Genomic DNA, 15,527 nt, shown 5'->3' with positions numbered 1-15,527 from the left:
GTCGGTGCTCATCTCGTCGGTACCGCCGTTCTCACTGCGCCGCGTTGACGGTGGCGCGCTCCACCGCGCTGCCGCCGACCTGGTAGGTGTCCAGCACCTTGCGGTACTCGCCGCTCTCGATCAGCTCCTGGAGCGCCTTCTGCACCGCGTCGCGCAGCCCGGAGTCCTTCTTCGCCACCGCGATGCCCCAGGGCGCCGTCCCGTACTGATCCGGAAGCACCTCGTAGGAGCCGCTGTTCTGCACGAACATCTGCGCCACCGGGTAGTCCACGATGGTGGCCACGGCCCGCTCGCTGTCCAGTTGGAGCAGCCCGGTCGGGGCGTCCTCGCTCTGCGAGATCGCCATCTTGGCGGCGCACTTGGCGTTCTGCTGCTCGCCGATCTCCAGGTTGGAGCTGCCCTTGGCGAGGACCACCTTCCTGCCGCAGAGGTCCTCGATGGACTTGATGCCCTCGGGGTTGCCCTTCTTCGTCATGATCACGCCGCCGGTGCGGAAGTAGTCGACGAAGTCGACGGCCTGGCGGCGCTGCGCGCTGTCCGTCATGGAGGACATCACCAGGTCGTAGCGGCCGGCCTGGAGGCCGGGGATCAGGCCGTCGAAGGAGGAGTTGGCGAGCTCCAGCTTCAGGCCGAGCCGCCCGGCGACGGCGGCGGCGAGGTCCGGGTCGACGCCGGTCAGCTCGGTCGTCCCGGGCTTGTACATCTCCATCGGCGGGTAGCCGACGGAGGTGGCCACTCTGAGCACGCCGCTCTGCTTGTTCTTCGCCGGGAGCAGCTCGGCGGCGCTCTTCCCGGAGTTCTGCGCGGCCTGCGCCGCGCCGGCGGCCGGGGAGCCGCCCTGGTCGGAGCGCCCGCAGGCGGTGGCGGCCAGGACGACCAGGGACAGTGCGGCCAGACAGCGCAGGGAACGGGGGCGGTTCATCGGCTACTCCCTCGGGCGGTGACGGTGCGCCGATGCTGGCAGCCGGGTCCGGGTGAACGGAAGATGATGAAGCTATTGCTGGCTCACCAACGATTTTCGTACGGCTGATCGCCCCCTGCGGAGGTGTTCCGCATGGCTTGCGGGCCCGCGGGGTTGCGGGCCTGCGGGCCTGCGGGCCCGGCGCGTCAGCCGGTGAGCCAGGGAGCCTCGGGCAGCTTGGCGTCGGCCTGCCGTCCGGTGAGTTCGACGGTGGTCGGGGTGCCCAGCCCCGGCATCCGCATCGTCACCCGGCGCAGCCCGCCGTCGCCGTCCACCCAGTACGTCAGCGGAGAGCGGGCGCCGTCGGGCGCGGAGCCCTGGGCGCGCGGACCGGCGAAGCGGTCGTAGTCCCGGCCGTCGATCCGGTCCCGGCCCAGCCAGCGGGCGCCGGACTGGGCGAGCAGCAGCGGGTTGTCGGGGCGGTCCGCGCCGAGTTGGACGAGCAGGTTCAGTCCGGCGTCCAGCGGGTCCGCCGTGTAGGTGCGCGGCGACCAGCCCTGGCGCGGGATGTGCTCGGCCTGCTGCCAGGCGGGGGCGTCGGTACCGGGGCTGCCGGTGTTTCCGGGGCTGTTGGTACTGCCGGGGCTGCCGGTGCTGCCGGTTCCGGCCTGGTCGGGCGCCAGCCCGAGGCCGCCGGTGTCCCAGACGATCAGGCCGTGGCCCATCGGTCCGCCCGCGCCGGTGGTCCGGTAGCGGCCCACCCCCCGGTGGGTGCGGTAGTCGACGACCCCGTCGACCCGGATGCTCACGCCCCCGCCCTCGTCGGCCGTGAGCGTCACCGCCACCGGGCTCGCCTGGTAGAGGTTCAGGCGCGACAGGGCGAGCCGGCCCGCCTCGTCGGTGGTCACCGGGCGTTCGACGGCCTCGTCGGAGACCGTCCGGTAGACGGCCACGCCGCCCGCCGCGGCGCCGCACACCACGATCGCGATCACGGCCTTGAGCCAGCCGGCCCGGGCCCGACGGGGCGCTCGACCCTCGGCCTTCGTCTTGCGGGGCATGCGGCCCGCTCCCTCTCCTCGGTCGGACACGACAGTCGGGCGGGTCCGGGGGACCCAACGGTCCCACGAACCCGCCCGATTCGGGCCCGGTGGAGGTCTCCCCCACCGGGCCCGCTCACTGCGAAACCGCTAGCCGCGCTGGGCGGCCTTGCGCCTGCGGACCACCAGCACCATGGCGGTGCCGAGGGCGATCAGCGCCGCCGCGCCGGTCAGCGCGATCGGCATCCCCTCACCCGCACCGGTGTTGGGCAGGTGCCCGGGTGCGGGGGGCTGCGGTGCGGGCGGCACCGGAGCCGCCGACGTCGGCGCCGGGGTCGGCGTCTCGGTCGGGGTCGGGGTGGGCGTCGGCTTGGGGATCAGCTTGTTGACGGCCGTCACCTCCACGCCGGCGTCCAGGTTCGCCGAGGTCAGCTTCAGTGGACCGAAGACGGTGACCTCCGGCGCGGAGTAGCCGTCCGGCGGGCTCAGCTCCTGCCAGTAGTACGTCCCCGGCACTCCGGTGCCCTGGCAGATGCCGTCGGCCCCGGTGGTGCAGGGCTCGCCGACCTTGGTGTCGGGCTTGTCGCCGGTCGGCTGGAGCCCGTCGGTCCCGTTGGTCTCGTGCCACAGCTGGAACTTGGCGCCCGCCAGCGGCTTGCCGTCCTGGTCGTGCTTGACCAGGCGCAGCGCACCCTCCTGCAGGCGGAAGCCGAAGTCGTAGGTGTGGTCGTTCTCGCCGGGGCCGCCGGTGGTCAGCGCCCGCTCCGGGAACTTGCCGTCCTTGGGGACGATGCCCTTGGAGTCGACGAAGTGGTTGTCACCGACGTCGTGGTCGGTCGGCACCCACTGGAAGAGGGGGCCGTCCTTCGCGTAGTCCGCCGGGTTGTCCAGCTTGATCGTGTACTTGGTCCTCGGCTTGAGGCCTCCGTCGACGTTGCCGTCGTCGAAGTAGTACTCGCCGCGCTTGGTCGTCTTGGTGGTGCCGACGAGCTTCCCCGCCTCGTCGTACAGGTGCACGGTGGCATCCGGCACCGGCTTCTGGCCCGGCAGCTGGAGGCCGCTGCGCTCGGGGTCGTACCAGACCCGGTTGCCGATCTGGAGCGGCGCCTGGTCGCAGAGCACCTCCAGGTCGCCCATCGCGGCGCCCTTGCCGAACGGCGGGGAGCCCGGGGCCGTGTTGAGCCGGACGCCGCCGTCCGCCTTGCCGTTGCGCTTCTGGAAGGCGCTGCCGTAGCCGTAGGCCTGGCTGTCGCTGTCGTAGCCCGAGGTCACGATGGAGTCCTCGACCTTGGACAGCGCCATCCCGGCGTTGCCGGGGTTGTTGTGGCCGATCCGGGCGTTGTCGAAGAACCGCTGGCCCCGGGCCGTGGAACCGCAGCCCAGGTTGGTGTCCAGCACGTACGTGCCGTTCGCCGGGCAGGCCTTGAGGAGGTCACCGCCGGGCAGGACCTTGGCCATCGCGGCGCCCGTCGGGCTGGCCGCCGACTGGTCGCCGAAGCGGTCCCGGAAGGCGAGCAGCATCGAGCCGTCCGTCTCGAACGTGATCTCTGCGACCGCCGGCTCGGGGTTGGCCATGTAGCTGTCCCCGCAGGCCTGACCGTTCTGGCTGGTCGGGAACGTGTCCTGCCACGGGAACCAGCCGGTGCCCGGGCACGGCCCGCCGACGGTGGTGCCGCGCGTGTAGTCGAGCGGCTGGTTCAGCACCGCCGACTTGAACGCACCGGTCGCCAGGTCGAACGGCAGCACCACGGCCCGCAGGTCCGAGGCCTTGTGGGTGGACTCGCCCGAGCAGACGCCGCCGAGGAAGCCGACGCCGTCCTGGATGCCGAGGCCGTACGGACGCCAGTCCCCCGCCGCCGGGCAGCCCGGGTCCGGGATGGCGTAGGCGGCCTTGGGTGCGGCCGCCGTCGCCGCGGTGGCGTCGTAGCGGTAGAGCTTGCGGTCGTGCAGGTTGACGACGAAGAGGTCCTTGCCGTCGTCGGTGATCTTGATGCCGCCCAGGCTCTCCTTGCCCACCGGGGCCAGGAAGCCGTCGTCGTTGCCCGGGGTGTGCGGGGTGGTGCCCGCGTCCGGGACGGTGGCGAACAGCGTGGTCTTCTTCTTGTCCCAGTCGGTGACGTAGATCCCGCCGGGGCCGCCGGGGCCGTAGCTGGTGGTCCGCTTGGCCTGGGCCGAGGAGAACACCCTGCGGTCGGCCCTGTTCCAGGCGATGCCGTAGAGGTTCCCGGTCTGCCCGGCCGTGGCCACGTCGGTCAGGGTGAAGCCCTTACCGGCCGTTCCGCGGGACTCGTACGGGAAGGACACCAGCGTGTGCTGGTTGTCCCCGTCCGCGGGCGGGTTCTGACAGGTCGACACCAGCGGCGCGTTCTTCTGGCAGTAGTCACCCGGGCTCCAGAGCCCCGTGGTGAGTTCCACCGTCTTGCCGCCGGAGAGGTCGACGAACTCCTCGTTGGAGCTCAGCTTGTTGGGGGCGCCGTCCAGGCCCTCGCGCGAGGCGAAGGCCGGGTAGAGCACACCCGGCTTCGGATTCGCCACCTGGACGCGGTACTTGCCGCCGGTGAGCTTGCTGGTGGCCGGCGCCAGCGTCACCGTGCCGTCGGCCGCCGTGGTGCCCTCGACGGCCACCCCGGCGTCGTCGGTGAGCGTCACCTTCACGCCCGCCATGGTCGATTCCAGCCCGGGGGTCCACACCCCGTCGGTGTCGACGGCCCGGATCACCCGGACCTTCACGGTGCCGTCGCCGGCCGCCGGGAAGGCCGAGGGGGCCGCCGCCAACGAGCCGGCGCCGATCACCACGGCCAGGGCCGCCGCGCCGGCCACGGTGCGACCGAGCCCGCCCTGCCGCCGGTCCGGGCCGCGCGCGACACCGGCCGTTCGTTCACTAGTCGTCGTCATCCCTGCTCTCATCGTCAAGTTGGGCCTTCCGCCCGACCTCGTGAGGGAGTTCGTGAGCGGCGAAAAACCGCCATCGTTAACGGGAGCTTAAAGGGCCTTCACACAAGTTCGCCGGGAAACAAGGAACTTTGACGGCCCATCAGGCGTTTCGAGGCCGTCGCGACCCCCGCCCCCCACTCCCGCCATCGGGCAACCTACCAGCGACGACCGCTCCGGCGCGTCCCCACCCCCGTCAACGGTCGCGGCCACGGGCCGTCGAGCGTCGAACACAGTTCCCACCGGAACCACACACACCGATCCCGGCTCACGCACCCCACCCACAACTCGGGTAACAGCCGGACTCCGATTGGCACCGCCACACCACGGACTGGCACGATGTCAGGATGCGCATTCTGGTCATCGGCGGCACCCGTTTCATCGGTTTCCACTTCGCCGAGGCGGCCCTTGCCGCCGGGCACGAGGTCACGCTGCTCCACCGGGGCCGCTCCGGCGCCGGACTGCTCCCGGACGCCGAGCACCTGATCGCCGACCGGGACGACGACCTGTCCGCGCTGCGCGGCCGCAACTGGGACGCCACCGTCGACACCTGCGCCTACTTCCCGCGCCAGGTATGGAAGTTGGCGGCCAACGTCGACCCCGGAGCGGCCGGGCGCTACCTGCTGGTCTCGACCCTCTCCGTCTACGACGAGCCGGCCGCCCCCGGCTACGCCGAGGACTCCCCGCTGCTGCCCTCCAACGGCCCGGAGGCCGAGGAGGTCACCGCCGCGACGTACGGCGTCCTCAAGGCCCAGTGCGAGCGCGCCGCCCGGCAGGCCTTCGGCCCGGAGACGCTGCTGGTGCGCCCGACGTACGTGATCGGCCCCCGGGACTACACCCACCGCTTCGACTACTGGGTGCAGCGCCTCACCCGCGGCGGAGAGGTGCTCGCCCCGGGCCGGCCGGACGCGCCGCTCCAGGTGGTCGACGCCCGCGACCTCGCCGCCTGGATGCTCGCCCTCCTCGAACAGGGCGCCTCCGGCCCCTACCACGCCGCCACTCCCCCGCCGTTCGGCATGGGCGACCTGCTCGACGCCGTCGCCTCGGCGGTCGCCCCGCCCGGCACCACCCTCACCTGGGTGGACGAGGACTTCCTGCGCGCCACCGACGTCCCCGACCGCGCGCTCCCGCTGTGGCCCGCCAACCCGGCGGTCCGTGCCACCAGCACCGCCGACCCGGCCGCCGCCCTCGCCACCGGGCTCGTCCTCCGCCCGGTGGCCGAAACCGCCCGCGACATCGAGCCGTTCGAGCCCCAGCCGGAGACCCTCGCCCCCGACCGGGAGGCCGAACTGCTCGCCGCCTGGCACGCCCGGCAGGCCTGACGCCCGTTCAGCCACCGGCGGGCCGACCGCCGCCCCGCGGCAGCCGGCCCGGCCCCGGCCCGGACATCTCCCGGGCCGGGGCCCCACGGCGCGCCCGCACCCCGCGGCGCACTGCCGCGCGCGGCGATAGCGCCCCCGAGAGCGGCACGCTATCCATCTTTTGACACCCGACGGGGCCGGTACTGGATAGGCCCCGCTTTCGAATCCCCACAGACTCAAGGGCAGCCGGAAACCCTCCGGTTCACCCAACGGAAGGCAGTGGGATGAAGAAGAAGCTGGCAGCCGCCGCCCTGGCCGCGGCCACCCTCGGCACGGTGCTCCTCGGCGCCGCCACCCCGGCCCTCGCGAGCAGCGGCGGCTGCATCGCGGGCGACGCCTGCCTGTACTACAGCCCCAACCTGCAGGGCGCCTTCTTCGGCAAGGGCGAGGACGGCAACTACGACGGCTACTTCGGCGGCGGCGGTGCCGGCAACGGCCAGCCCGTGATGAACAACGCCGCGTCCGTGAAGAACATGGACAACAACTACAACCTCTACGTGCACTACCGCGAGTACAGCCTCCGGGACACCGGGCCGAACCAGTACGTCCAGGCCGGCCACTCGGCGAACCTGGGCACCGTGTGGTGGTCCGGCGTCTACATCGACATGCGCAACAACAACCACTCGCAGAGCTGGGAGCACATCTAGCCCTGACCGGGTGCCGGGCCCCCGCCCGCCGGGGGTCCGGCACCCGTCCGGCCGTCATCGACCGACCGCACCACCCCGCGAGCCGGCCCCGAGGAGCCCCGCCATGACGTCCCGCCGCCGCAGCCGTTCGCTGCCGGCCCTGCTGCTGATCCCCCTGGTCCTCGCCGCCGGCTGCGCCTCCGGCCCTTCCGGACCCGCCGCCGCCCCCGTCCCGCCGCCCGCTTCCCTCACCCCGATGGACCCGCCTCCGATCGGCGACACACCCCGGCTGAGCCAGGTGGCCGACCGGACGCTGCCGATCGAGTCCTACCTGCTGAGCAGGGAGGACTACCGGCAGTACCACGCGGCGGAGGCCGTTCTGGTCACCCGCTGCGTCCGGGGCTTCGGCCTGGACTACACCCGGCCGACCGGCGGCGGAGCGCCGTCCAGGACCCAGACCACCCACCGGTACGATCCGGTCGAGCTCGCCGACGTCTCCGTGAACGGCTACCACTCGCCCGACCCGTCCGACGGGAAGAAGCCCGCCGATGGGCCCACGCTGAGTCCTGACGTCAACACCGTGCTCGGCAGTGGCCTCGGGACGGACGGGAAGCCCGCCCCCGGGACGGCCTCCTCGTTCCGGGGGAAGGAGCTGCCGCCCGGCGGGTGCATCAGCGCCGCACAACAGGAGCTGATCGCGCACGGCGGCACCGGCGGGGACGCCGACGTCGCGGTGGGGATCAACTTCGAGGGCTTCGAGCGTTCGAGGTCGGACCCGCGGGTCAAGGCCGTCTTCCAGGACTGGTCGCGCTGCATGGCGGAACGGGGCCACTCCTATGCCACCCCCGGGGACGCCCTGAAGGACCCCCGGTGGGGGGCGAACACCAGGCCGTCCGCCGAGGAGATCGCCACGGCCACCGCGGACGTCCGGTGCAAGGAGCGGACCAACGTGGTCGGGGTCTGGTTCACCGTCGAGACCGCCTACGAGAACGAGCTGATCCGCCTCCGCCTGCCGGAGCTCACGGCGGCGAAGGCCGGCAACGACGCCATGCTGGCGACCGCCCGGGCCGTGACCGCCGGACACTCCTGACTCCGCCGGGGCTCAGCCCGCCAGCGGCGGGTTGAGCCGGGCGAAGGCCTCCTGGCGGCGGTACGGGAAGTACGGGTACGGCGCGGTGCGGGCGCTCGCCGCGTCCAACCGGGCCACCTGCTCCTCCGTCAGGGACCAGCCGACCGCGCCGAGGTTCTGGCGCAGCTGCTCCTCGTTGCGCGCGCCGATGATGACCGAGGAGACGGTCGGACGGCGCAGCAGCCAGTTGATCGCCACCTGGGGGACGGTGCGGCCGGTCTCGGCGGCGACCTCGTCCAGTGCGTCGACCACCCGGTACAGCAGCTCGTCCTCCACCGGCGGGCCGTAGTCGGCGGTGTCGTGCAGCCGGCTGCCGTCCGGGAGCGGCTGCCCGCGGCGGATCCTCCCGGTGAGCCGGCCCCAGCCGAGCGGGCTCCAGACCAGGGCACCGACGCCCTCCTCCTCGGCGAGCGGCATCAGCTCCCATTCGTAGTCGCGGCCGACGAGCGAGTAGTAGACCTGGTGGGCGGCGTACCGGGGGCGGCCGTGCCGGTCGGCGAGGGCGAGGGACTTCATCAGCTGCCAGCCGGAGAAGTTGGAGACGCCGGTGTAGCGGATCTTGCCGGCCCGGACCAGGTCCTCCAGGGTGGCCAGCACCTCCTCGATCGGGGTGGCGGCGTCGTAGGCGTGCAGCTGGAAGAGGTCGAGGTGGTCGGTGTCGAGGCGGCGCAGCGCGTCCTCCACCGAGCGGATCAGCCGGGCGCGGGAGGTGCCGGCGTCCCGGGGGCCGTCGCCGGTGGGCAGTCCGGCCTTGGTGGAGATCAGCACCTGGTCGCGGCGGCCGCGGACCGCCTGGCCGAGCACTTCCTCGGAGGCGCCGTCGGAGTAGACGTCGGCGGTGTCGAAGAGGGTGACCCCGGCGTCGATGGCGATGTCGAGCAGTCGGCGGGCCTCCTGGACGTCGGTGGTGCCCCAGGCGCCGAACAGCGGGCCGCGGCCGCCGAAGGTGCCGGTGCCGAGGCTGAGCGCGGGCACCTTGAGCCCGGACGCGCCGAGCCGGCGGTACTCCATGTCGGTGGCGATGGTCATGACGATTCTCCCCTCGGAGCCCCTAATGGGACTCCCGTTCCGTTAGGATGTCTCGAAGTTAGCAGACTCCACCCAGCTAATGGAACAGGAATCCCGTTAATGGCCGTCGCGCCCTCCACGCCCGAGCCCTCCCTGCCCGAGCTCTCCTCACCGGAGCCCTCCTCGCCCGAGGCCTCCACACCCGGTACGGTCCGCCCCGGTGGCCGGACCGCCCGGGTCCGCGCCGCCGTCCTGCGCGCCGCCGAGGACGCCCTGGTCGAGCACGGCTTCGGCGGCCTGGACCTCGGCGACATCGCCCAGCGGGCCGAGGTCGGCCGCACCACCGTCTACCGCCGCTGGGGCAGCACCACGGCGCTGGTCGCGGACCTGCTCGCGGACATGGCCGAGCAGTCGCTGCCGCGCACCGACAGCGGCTCCCTCGCCGGGGACCTCCGGGCCAACGCCCGGCTCGTCCAGCGCACCCTGGCCGACCCCCGGCAGGGCGCGCTGTTCCGCGCCGTCATCGTGGCGTCGACCTGCGACCCCGACGCGGCCGAGGCCCTGCGGCACTTCTACCGGCGCCGGGTCGAGGAGTGGGCGCCGTGCGTCACCGCGGCCGTCGAGCGCGGCGAACTCCCGTCGGACACCGACGTGTTCGAGGTCGTCCGGGCGGTCTCGGCACCGCTCTACTACCGGATGCTCACCACCGCGGAGCCGCTGGACGAGGCGGCCGCGGACCGCGCGGCGCAGGCCGCCGAGGCGGCGGCCCGGGCCGGGGCGTACCGGCGCCAGGGCTGATAGGTACCGTCGGACAGGAACGGCCGCACAGCGCCGAAGCGCCGTGCGGCCGTTCGCAACCGGCTGGGACCGGGGAAGGTCAGTCCTCGTACTCGTCGCGCAGGTTCTCCAGCAGGCCCGACCAGAGGTCCGACTCGTCCGGCCCCTGCCCCAACTCCTGGACCAGCGCGGCGAACTCGTCCAGCGCGGCCTTGGCGTCCCCGTCGCGGATCCGCTCCTCCAGGCGGGCCAGCAGCGCCAGCGCGCCGACCAGCCCGGGCAGCGAGTCGGCCGCCCAGCCGCCGTAGCCGTCCCCGTGGTCCCAGCCGTCCGGGTGGTAGATCCGTACGGTGCCGGTGTCGCCGGACACCATCAGGTGCCGCTCGTGGAACGTGCCGACGCAGTACCCCCAGTTGCTCGGCGGGGTGTCGTCGTCCGGGGTGCGCTCGCCGAACAGCTCGTCCAGGTCCGCCTCCCACATGCCGCGCTCGGGCAGGCCGGTGGCGTCGAAGCCGAGGAAGTCCAGCTCGACGGCCGGGACGCCGACCTCGGTCAGGAACGCCCGGGCGGCCTTCGACGTCAGCCGCTCGGGCAGCGCCCCGGGCTCGGGCCGCCACAGCGTGCCGGGGCCGAAGCAGGACTCCAGCCAGGCGGCGGTGGGGTTCCCGGCGGCGGCCGGCAGCTCGGCATCGGGCGTGGTCATCGGTGCGTCTCCCCCGGTCGGAACGGTGCTCTGCCGCCATTGAAGCGCACCGCGCCGACAGCCGGGACAGGCCCTCTAGGCCGCCGGGGAGGATCCCCGGCGGCCCGAGCGCAGCCGCGGCCTGACGGCCTAGAAGAAGCCGTCGTCCTCGTAGTAGTTGTTGACGACCACCTGGGGGTCGTCGTCGAAGGCCTCGTTCAGCAGCGCGCCGCCGACCAGGCCGGCCGCGCCGGCTCCGATCAGCGCGCCGGTGCCGAAGCGCCGCCCGCCCTGGGCCTGCTGGCCGGGCAGCTGCGGCTGGCCCTGCTGGACCGGCTGCTGGACCGGCTGGGGGTAGCCGGCCTGCGCCGGGGTGTAGAACGGCGGGACGTTGGTCTGCACCCGCTGGGCGCAGGCCACGCAGGCCTCGATCTGGCGCGGCACGCCCCACTGCGGCGACCAGTACACCGCCGTGGTGCCGGCGCCGTGCGAGGGGTCGAAGAAACACGTCACGGGAAAGCTCCCTGGCTGGGTCGTGGGAACGGCGGGTACGGCGGCGGTCGGCACGGTCGGCACCGGGGCCGCGACCGGCGCGACGGGCGGCTTCACCGGCACGGGCGGCGCGACCGGCGCGGCGGCGGGCGCCGGCTGCAGGACGTCCACCCCGAAGTCGGTGGCGATGCCCGCGAGCCCCGCGGCGTACCCCTGCCCGACCGCCCGGAACTTCCAGTCCGCGCCGTGCCGGTACAGCTCGCCGAACACCATCGCCGTCTCGCTGCCGCCGTCCGACACGATGTCGTACCGGGCCACCTCGGCGCCACCGTCCGGGTCGAGGACCCGGATGTGGGCGCCGCGGACCTGCCCGAAGGACTGCCGCCGCTGCGCCGCGTCGTAGATCGCCACCGCGAAGACGATCTTCTCCACCCCGGCGGAGACCTCCGCGAGCCGGACCTCGATCTGCTCGCGGTCGGAGCCGCCGCCGGAGCCGCCCTGGTGCCGGACGGAACCGTCCGGGCTCTGCAGGTTGTTGAAGAAGACGAAGTGCTGGTCCGAGGCGACCTTCCCGTCCGCCCCGCAGAGCAGCGCGCTGGCGTCCAGGTCGTACCCCGCCCCGGCCGTCCAGCCGAGACCCACCCGGACCACCCTCAGCCCGGGGGCCTGCCTGCCCAGGGAGACGTTGCCGCCCTTCGTCAGGGCCACGCTCATGGAACTTCCTCCACCACCGTACGAGTACCGCTGTTCTTCCACGACAACGCTGTAGAACTCGCGGCGGTTCCCGGTCGAACCGTCAGCTTTCCGTCAGGGCCGCAACAGTGCGAGGTACGGTGCCGACACTCTGGCGGGCCGTAAGGTCTGGACCTATTGTCAGCGGACATGACATGTCTACGCCGCGCCGCGGGACTGGCCGCCGCGCTCACCGGAACGCTCGCCGCCCTGCTGACCCCGGCCGCCGCCCAGGCCGCACCGGCCGCACCGGCCGGCTGCCGCACCTCGGCCACGGTGCCGTCGGACGCCGAGCAGGCCCGCCTCCAGGACGCCCGTACAGCCGGTTTCACCGAGCGCTCCGGGCTGGGAGAGCTGCTCGGGGCCTTCCCGTCCGCCCTGTGCGCCGCCCGCGACGCCCGGCAGGCCGAGCGGGTGGTCACCACCTGGGGCCGGACGCTCTGGCAGGCCGGACTGGACCGCGCCCAGGGCCGGCGGCCGAGCGGCGAACTGCCCGCCAGGGACGACCGCCCGCTGTACTGGACCAGGCTCGCGATGACCGTCCGGCTCGCGCAGTGGCAGCCCCGGTTCGACGTCGACCACGCCGCCCTGCGGGCCCGCTTCGAGGACGCCTCGCGCGGCCTCGACGACGGTTTCGACTCCGCCCCCGGCGTCCGGCGGATCTTCGTCAGCGGCTTCGACCCGTTCGGCCTGGACGCCGAGCCGCGCCGCGCCAACCCCTCCGGCTCGGCCGTCCTGCAGCTGCACGGGCAGCGGATCACCCTCGCCGACGGCAGCACCGCCGAGGTCCGGGCGGTCGTGCTCCCCGTGCGCTACCGGGACTTCGACGAGGGCATCGTCGAGCGCGCCTTCACCCCGCACCTGCGGCCGGGCCGGCAGTCCGCCGACCTGATCACCAGCATCAGCCAGGGCTACCCGGGCAAGTTCACCCTGGAGGAGTGGGCCGGGCGCGCCCGCTCCGCCGACCCGGCCACCGACAACGCGGCCGCGCTCTCCGGCGGCACCACCCGGCACCCGGTGGACGCCCCCGGCCTGGCCGCCGGGCCGCAGTTCGTCCGCACCACCCTGCCGACCGACGCCATGAGGGCCGTCCAGCAGCCCTTCCCGGTACTGCTCAATACCTTCGTCACCGAGATCCCGGCGGGTGCCACCGACCCCGTCTTCCGGCCGGACGGCCCCACCCCCGGCTCCCGCGCGGTCTCCGGTGGCGGCGGCGGGTACCTGTCCAACGAGGTCGCCTACCGCTCCAACCGGCTGCGCACGCTCCTCGCCCCGGGGCTGCCCGGCGGGCATCTGCACACCCCGGTCCTGACCGGCCTGCCGGCCGACCCGAGCCTGCTCACCGCACCGGAGTTCGAGCAGAACGAGGCCGCGATCGGCGACGAGGTGCGGGCGATCCTGAGCACCGCCCGGCTCTGACGGCGCCTCCGGGGCGGGCGGTGGGAACCGGCCCGCCCCGGGCGCCCGTTCAGGCCGGGCCGGCGAACCGGGCGTCCGCCGCGCGGGCGCGCGACTCGGCGATCTCGGCGTAGTCGGCGGGGTAGGCGGTGGCCGTGAAGAGCATGCGGTCCAGGCGGATCCGGCCCGCCACGAAGTCCATCACGTACGTGTTCCGCGACCCCTGAGGGATCTCGATCATGACCTCGAACTCCACGTCGAACGCCACCGCGGCCTCCTCCTCGGTTTCCGGGGGAATTGTCGGCCGTCCGGACGGCCACCGAAAGCACCCCCGCCGTTCAACCCGCCCCACTACCATCCGGCGCATGGGGAGCTGGCGGGTCACGGTCCTGGATCACCGTCGCCGCGCGGGCGGACGCCCGCAGGGCCTTCCGGAGGGGCCGCTGGCCCGCCGGGACGGAACGGAGCTGCACGTCCGGGACGGCGGGCTCGTCCGCGTCGACGCCACCGGCGGGGAACGCTGGCGGCGGCCCTGCCCGGGCCGTCCGAACGCGGCGCACCTCTCGGCCGGCCGGGCGCTGGTCACCACCGACTCCTTCGGCTACACCGCGCCTGGCCCGGCCCTGCTGCTGGACCTCGCCGACGGTGCCGCCCTCGCGGAGCTGCGCGGCGAGCGCGGCGCGGCCCTCGGCGGCGGCCGCTTCCTGCTCGGGTCGGCGGGCCGAGGCGCCTTCGACACCCGGGCGTACGACCGGGACGGCACCCTGGTCGACTCCTGGCCCAGCTACGGCCACTATGTGGTCGGCGGCGCCCTGCGGGTGGTCGAGACGGACCGCCGCCACCCCACCGGAAGCCGGGTGGTCCGGCTGCTGCCCGGCGGCCGGATCGAGCACGGCCCGCTGCTGGCCGACCCGCAGGCCCCGGCGCCGCTGGTACTGCCGGACGGCACCCTGCTGGTGCTGGACGCGGGCGTGCTGCGCGCGGTCGGCCGGGACCTGGACGACACCGTACTGGCCGAGCTGCTCCCCCTCGCCCCGGAGGACCGGCCGCGCCACACCGGCTCGCTGCACCGCACCGCCGACGGCCTCGCCGTCACCCTGGTCGAGCGCCACCCGACCCGGATGGGCGTCTACACCACCCACGCGTGGACCCTCGGCCTGCACGCAGGCTAGCCTCCAGATCTCGATTGTGCGGCGGAACTGACGGCCCGACATCCCTTCGTCCACGATTCCTCTACGGTGACGCCTGCAACAACCGTCACCATGCAAGAGGGGGCACGCCCATGTCCCGGAGCCGGAAGCTCCACCGCCTCAGCAACCCCGACGTCGACGAACGCCGCGCCCAGCGCGCGCTGTTCCGTCACCTCCGCGACGACACCAACGCCAACCGCGGCCGGATGGCCAAGCGCGTCCGCGAGCTCCAGCTGCTGCTGGCGATGGACCCGGTCGAGTTCGAAGGCCTCATCGCCCGGCTGATGGAGGCGATGGGCATGAAGGTCGAGCTCACCTCCCGGTCGCGGGACGGCGGGGTGGACGTCCGCGGCATCGACCCGGACCCGTTCCGCGGCGGCAACGTCATCGTGCAGGTGAAGCGGTACCGGGACACGGTGGCGCCGTCCGCGGTGCGGGACCTGTACGGCACGCTGCGGCACGACCGGGACGCGACCAAGGCCGTCCTGGTCACCACCAGCAAGTTCGGCCCCAGCTCGCACCAGTTCGTCGCGGGCAAGCCGGTCAGCCTGATCAACGGCGCCGAGCTGGTCGGGCTGCTCAAGCACCACGGCTTCCACGAGGTGTTCGCGGCCCTCCAGGACGGGGACTCCGCCGAGGCCGACGCCCTGGACGGGCTGCCCGCCATCGAGGTGGCCGCCGAGCCCTCGCGGCTGCTGCTGCACTGGACCGGGGAGGAGGAGTACGACATCGCCGCCCTGGTCTGCACGGGCAACGTGGCGCTCTCCGACGACCACCTGGTGTTCTACAACAACGCCTCGACGCCGGACGGTTCGGTGCGGCTGGTGACCGGCTACGGCGACGCGAACGCCTGCCTGATGGTCGACTTCGACGCACTGCCCGCCGAGGTCGACCGGCTGGTCGTGATCGCCGCCGCCGACACCGAGAACCACCCCGGGGCCACCATGGGCGGGTTCGCCGGGCCGGCGCTGATCCTGGAGGCCGGCTCCGGGCAGGACGCGGCCGTGGTGCACCTGGCGGACGGCGCGGAGACCAACACCGCGATGCGGCTCGGCCGGTTCGACCGCGAGCCCTCCGGGGACTGGGAGTTCACCCCGGCGCTCGCCGGGTACCCGGGCGGGCTGCGCCAGGCCGTGACCGCCTACGGGCTGGAGGTCGTGGACGCGTGACGGGGCGGGGGGGCCCGGGGCCCCCCCCGCCCCCCCCCCCCCCCCACCCCCCCCCGGGGGCGCCCCGACCATTGGGCACAAACCCTAAGCACCC

The 15,527-nt window shown here is 73.6% G+C and carries 14 protein-coding genes; 7 read left to right on the top strand and 7 right to left on the bottom strand.

The annotated features are described in order from the left end of the window. Positions 1-31 precede the first annotated feature (31 nt). The 3 genes from ACGF0D_RS13075 to ACGF0D_RS13065 form a co-directional block, all read right to left on the bottom strand. Positions 32-922 (bottom strand): ABC transporter substrate-binding protein, encoded by an 891-nt coding sequence (locus tag ACGF0D_RS13075; protein ID WP_392915510.1) that lies wholly within the window; start codon positions 920-922, stop codon positions 32-34. Between the two features lie 185 nt (positions 923-1,107). Then, positions 1,108-1,959, bottom strand: coding sequence for a hypothetical protein (locus ACGF0D_RS13070; protein WP_392915508.1), 852 nt, complete (start codon positions 1,957-1,959; stop codon positions 1,108-1,110). A gap of 129 nt (positions 1,960-2,088) precedes the next feature. After that, on the bottom strand, positions 2,089-4,833 hold the full coding sequence (locus ACGF0D_RS13065; protein WP_392915505.1) for an SdrD B-like domain-containing protein: 2,745 nt from the start codon (positions 4,831-4,833) through the stop codon (positions 2,089-2,091). Between the two features lie 383 nt (positions 4,834-5,216). Here ACGF0D_RS13065 and ACGF0D_RS13060 point away from each other — a divergent pair, with 383 nt between their 5' ends. The 3 genes from ACGF0D_RS13060 (at position 5,217) to ACGF0D_RS13050 (ending at position 7,946) form a co-directional block, all read left to right on the top strand. Next, on the top strand, positions 5,217-6,191 hold the full coding sequence (locus ACGF0D_RS13060; RefSeq protein WP_392915503.1) for an NAD-dependent epimerase/dehydratase family protein: 975 nt from the start codon (positions 5,217-5,219) through the stop codon (positions 6,189-6,191). 263 nt (positions 6,192-6,454) lie between these two features. Next, the gene (locus tag ACGF0D_RS13055; protein ID WP_392878090.1) at positions 6,455-6,877 is read left to right on the top strand and encodes a hypothetical protein; all 423 of its coding nucleotides are present in this window, start codon (positions 6,455-6,457) and stop codon (positions 6,875-6,877) included. 103 nt (positions 6,878-6,980) lie between these two features. Continuing rightward, on the top strand, positions 6,981-7,946 hold the full coding sequence (locus ACGF0D_RS13050) for a hypothetical protein (protein ID WP_392915500.1): 966 nt from the start codon (positions 6,981-6,983) through the stop codon (positions 7,944-7,946). A gap of 12 nt (positions 7,947-7,958) precedes the next feature. Here ACGF0D_RS13050 and ACGF0D_RS13045 read toward each other — a convergent pair whose 3' ends face one another. Continuing rightward, entirely contained in the window at positions 7,959-8,996 is a 1,038-nt protein-coding gene (locus tag ACGF0D_RS13045) for an aldo/keto reductase (protein WP_392915756.1), read from the bottom strand. Positions 8,997-9,113: 117 nt separating this feature from the next. Between ACGF0D_RS13045 and ACGF0D_RS13040 the strand changes: the two genes are divergently transcribed. Then, positions 9,114-9,791, top strand: coding sequence for a TetR/AcrR family transcriptional regulator (locus ACGF0D_RS13040; protein WP_392915497.1), 678 nt, complete (start codon positions 9,114-9,116; stop codon positions 9,789-9,791). 79 nt (positions 9,792-9,870) lie between these two features. Here the strand turns inward: ACGF0D_RS13040 and ACGF0D_RS13035 are convergent, their stop codons facing one another. Continuing rightward, a complete protein-coding gene (locus tag ACGF0D_RS13035; RefSeq protein ID WP_392878093.1) occupies positions 9,871-10,473 on the bottom strand; it encodes an SUKH-4 family immunity protein in 603 nt (200 codons plus the stop codon). A 129-nt stretch (positions 10,474-10,602) separates the two neighbouring features. Continuing rightward, a complete protein-coding gene (locus ACGF0D_RS13030; RefSeq protein ID WP_392915495.1) occupies positions 10,603-11,658 on the bottom strand; it encodes a TerD family protein in 1,056 nt (351 codons plus the stop codon). Between the two features lie 168 nt (positions 11,659-11,826). Between ACGF0D_RS13030 and ACGF0D_RS13025 the strand changes: the two genes are divergently transcribed. Further along, a complete protein-coding gene (locus ACGF0D_RS13025; protein ID WP_392915493.1) occupies positions 11,827-13,095 on the top strand; it encodes a pyroglutamyl peptidase in 1,269 nt (422 codons plus the stop codon). Between the two features lie 49 nt (positions 13,096-13,144). On the opposite strand, the gene ACGF0D_RS13020 is transcribed toward ACGF0D_RS13025, so the two are convergent. Beyond that, complete coding sequence (locus ACGF0D_RS13020) at positions 13,145-13,342, bottom strand: inorganic diphosphatase (RefSeq protein WP_392915490.1); 198 nt, start codon at positions 13,340-13,342, stop codon at positions 13,145-13,147. A 97-nt stretch (positions 13,343-13,439) separates the two neighbouring features. Here ACGF0D_RS13020 and ACGF0D_RS13015 point away from each other — a divergent pair, with 97 nt between their 5' ends. Both ACGF0D_RS13015 and ACGF0D_RS13010 read left to right on the top strand, forming a co-directional pair. Further along, positions 13,440-14,246 (top strand): hypothetical protein, encoded by an 807-nt coding sequence (locus ACGF0D_RS13015; RefSeq protein ID WP_392878097.1) that lies wholly within the window; start codon positions 13,440-13,442, stop codon positions 14,244-14,246. Between the two features lie 110 nt (positions 14,247-14,356). After that, entirely contained in the window at positions 14,357-15,433 is a 1,077-nt protein-coding gene (locus ACGF0D_RS13010; RefSeq protein WP_392878099.1) for a restriction endonuclease, read from the top strand. Positions 15,434-15,527: the final 94 nt, after the last annotated feature.

This window comes from Kitasatospora sp. NPDC048298 (assembly GCF_043201465.1).
Classification (GTDB): domain Bacteria; phylum Actinomycetota; class Actinomycetes; order Streptomycetales; family Streptomycetaceae; genus Kitasatospora.
Note: the sequence above shows the minus strand (reverse complement) of the source record. Positions and strands in the feature narration are given on the sequence as shown.

Excerpts from the sequence above, each read along its gene's own strand:
- ACGF0D_RS13070 (WP_392915508.1), bottom strand. The coding sequence starts at position 1,959 with ATGCCCCGCAAGACGAAGGCCGAGGGTCGAGCGCCCCGTCGGGCCCGG.
- ACGF0D_RS13050 (WP_392915500.1), top strand. The coding sequence starts at position 6,981 with ATGACGTCCCGCCGCCGCAGCCGTTCGCTGCCGGCCCTGCTGCTGATC.
- ACGF0D_RS13010 (WP_392878099.1), top strand. The coding sequence starts at position 14,357 with ATGTCCCGGAGCCGGAAGCTCCACCGCCTCAGCAACCCCGACGTCGAC.
- ACGF0D_RS13015 (WP_392878097.1), top strand. The coding sequence starts at position 13,440 with ATGGGGAGCTGGCGGGTCACGGTCCTGGATCACCGTCGCCGCGCGGGC.
- ACGF0D_RS13075 (WP_392915510.1), bottom strand. The coding sequence starts at position 922 with ATGAACCGCCCCCGTTCCCTGCGCTGTCTGGCCGCACTGTCCCTGGTC.
- ACGF0D_RS13025 (WP_392915493.1), top strand. The coding sequence starts at position 11,827 with ATGACATGTCTACGCCGCGCCGCGGGACTGGCCGCCGCGCTCACCGGA.
- ACGF0D_RS13040 (WP_392915497.1), top strand. The coding sequence starts at position 9,114 with ATGGCCGTCGCGCCCTCCACGCCCGAGCCCTCCCTGCCCGAGCTCTCC.
- ACGF0D_RS13065 (WP_392915505.1), bottom strand. The coding sequence starts at position 4,833 with ATGACGACGACTAGTGAACGAACGGCCGGTGTCGCGCGCGGCCCGGAC.
- ACGF0D_RS13060 (WP_392915503.1), top strand. The coding sequence starts at position 5,217 with ATGCGCATTCTGGTCATCGGCGGCACCCGTTTCATCGGTTTCCACTTC.
- ACGF0D_RS13045 (WP_392915756.1), bottom strand. The coding sequence starts at position 8,996 with ATGGAGTACCGCCGGCTCGGCGCGTCCGGGCTCAAGGTGCCCGCGCTC.
- ACGF0D_RS13030 (WP_392915495.1), bottom strand. The coding sequence starts at position 11,658 with ATGAGCGTGGCCCTGACGAAGGGCGGCAACGTCTCCCTGGGCAGGCAG.
- ACGF0D_RS13035 (WP_392878093.1), bottom strand. The coding sequence starts at position 10,473 with ATGACCACGCCCGATGCCGAGCTGCCGGCCGCCGCCGGGAACCCCACC.
- ACGF0D_RS13055 (WP_392878090.1), top strand. The coding sequence starts at position 6,455 with ATGAAGAAGAAGCTGGCAGCCGCCGCCCTGGCCGCGGCCACCCTCGGC.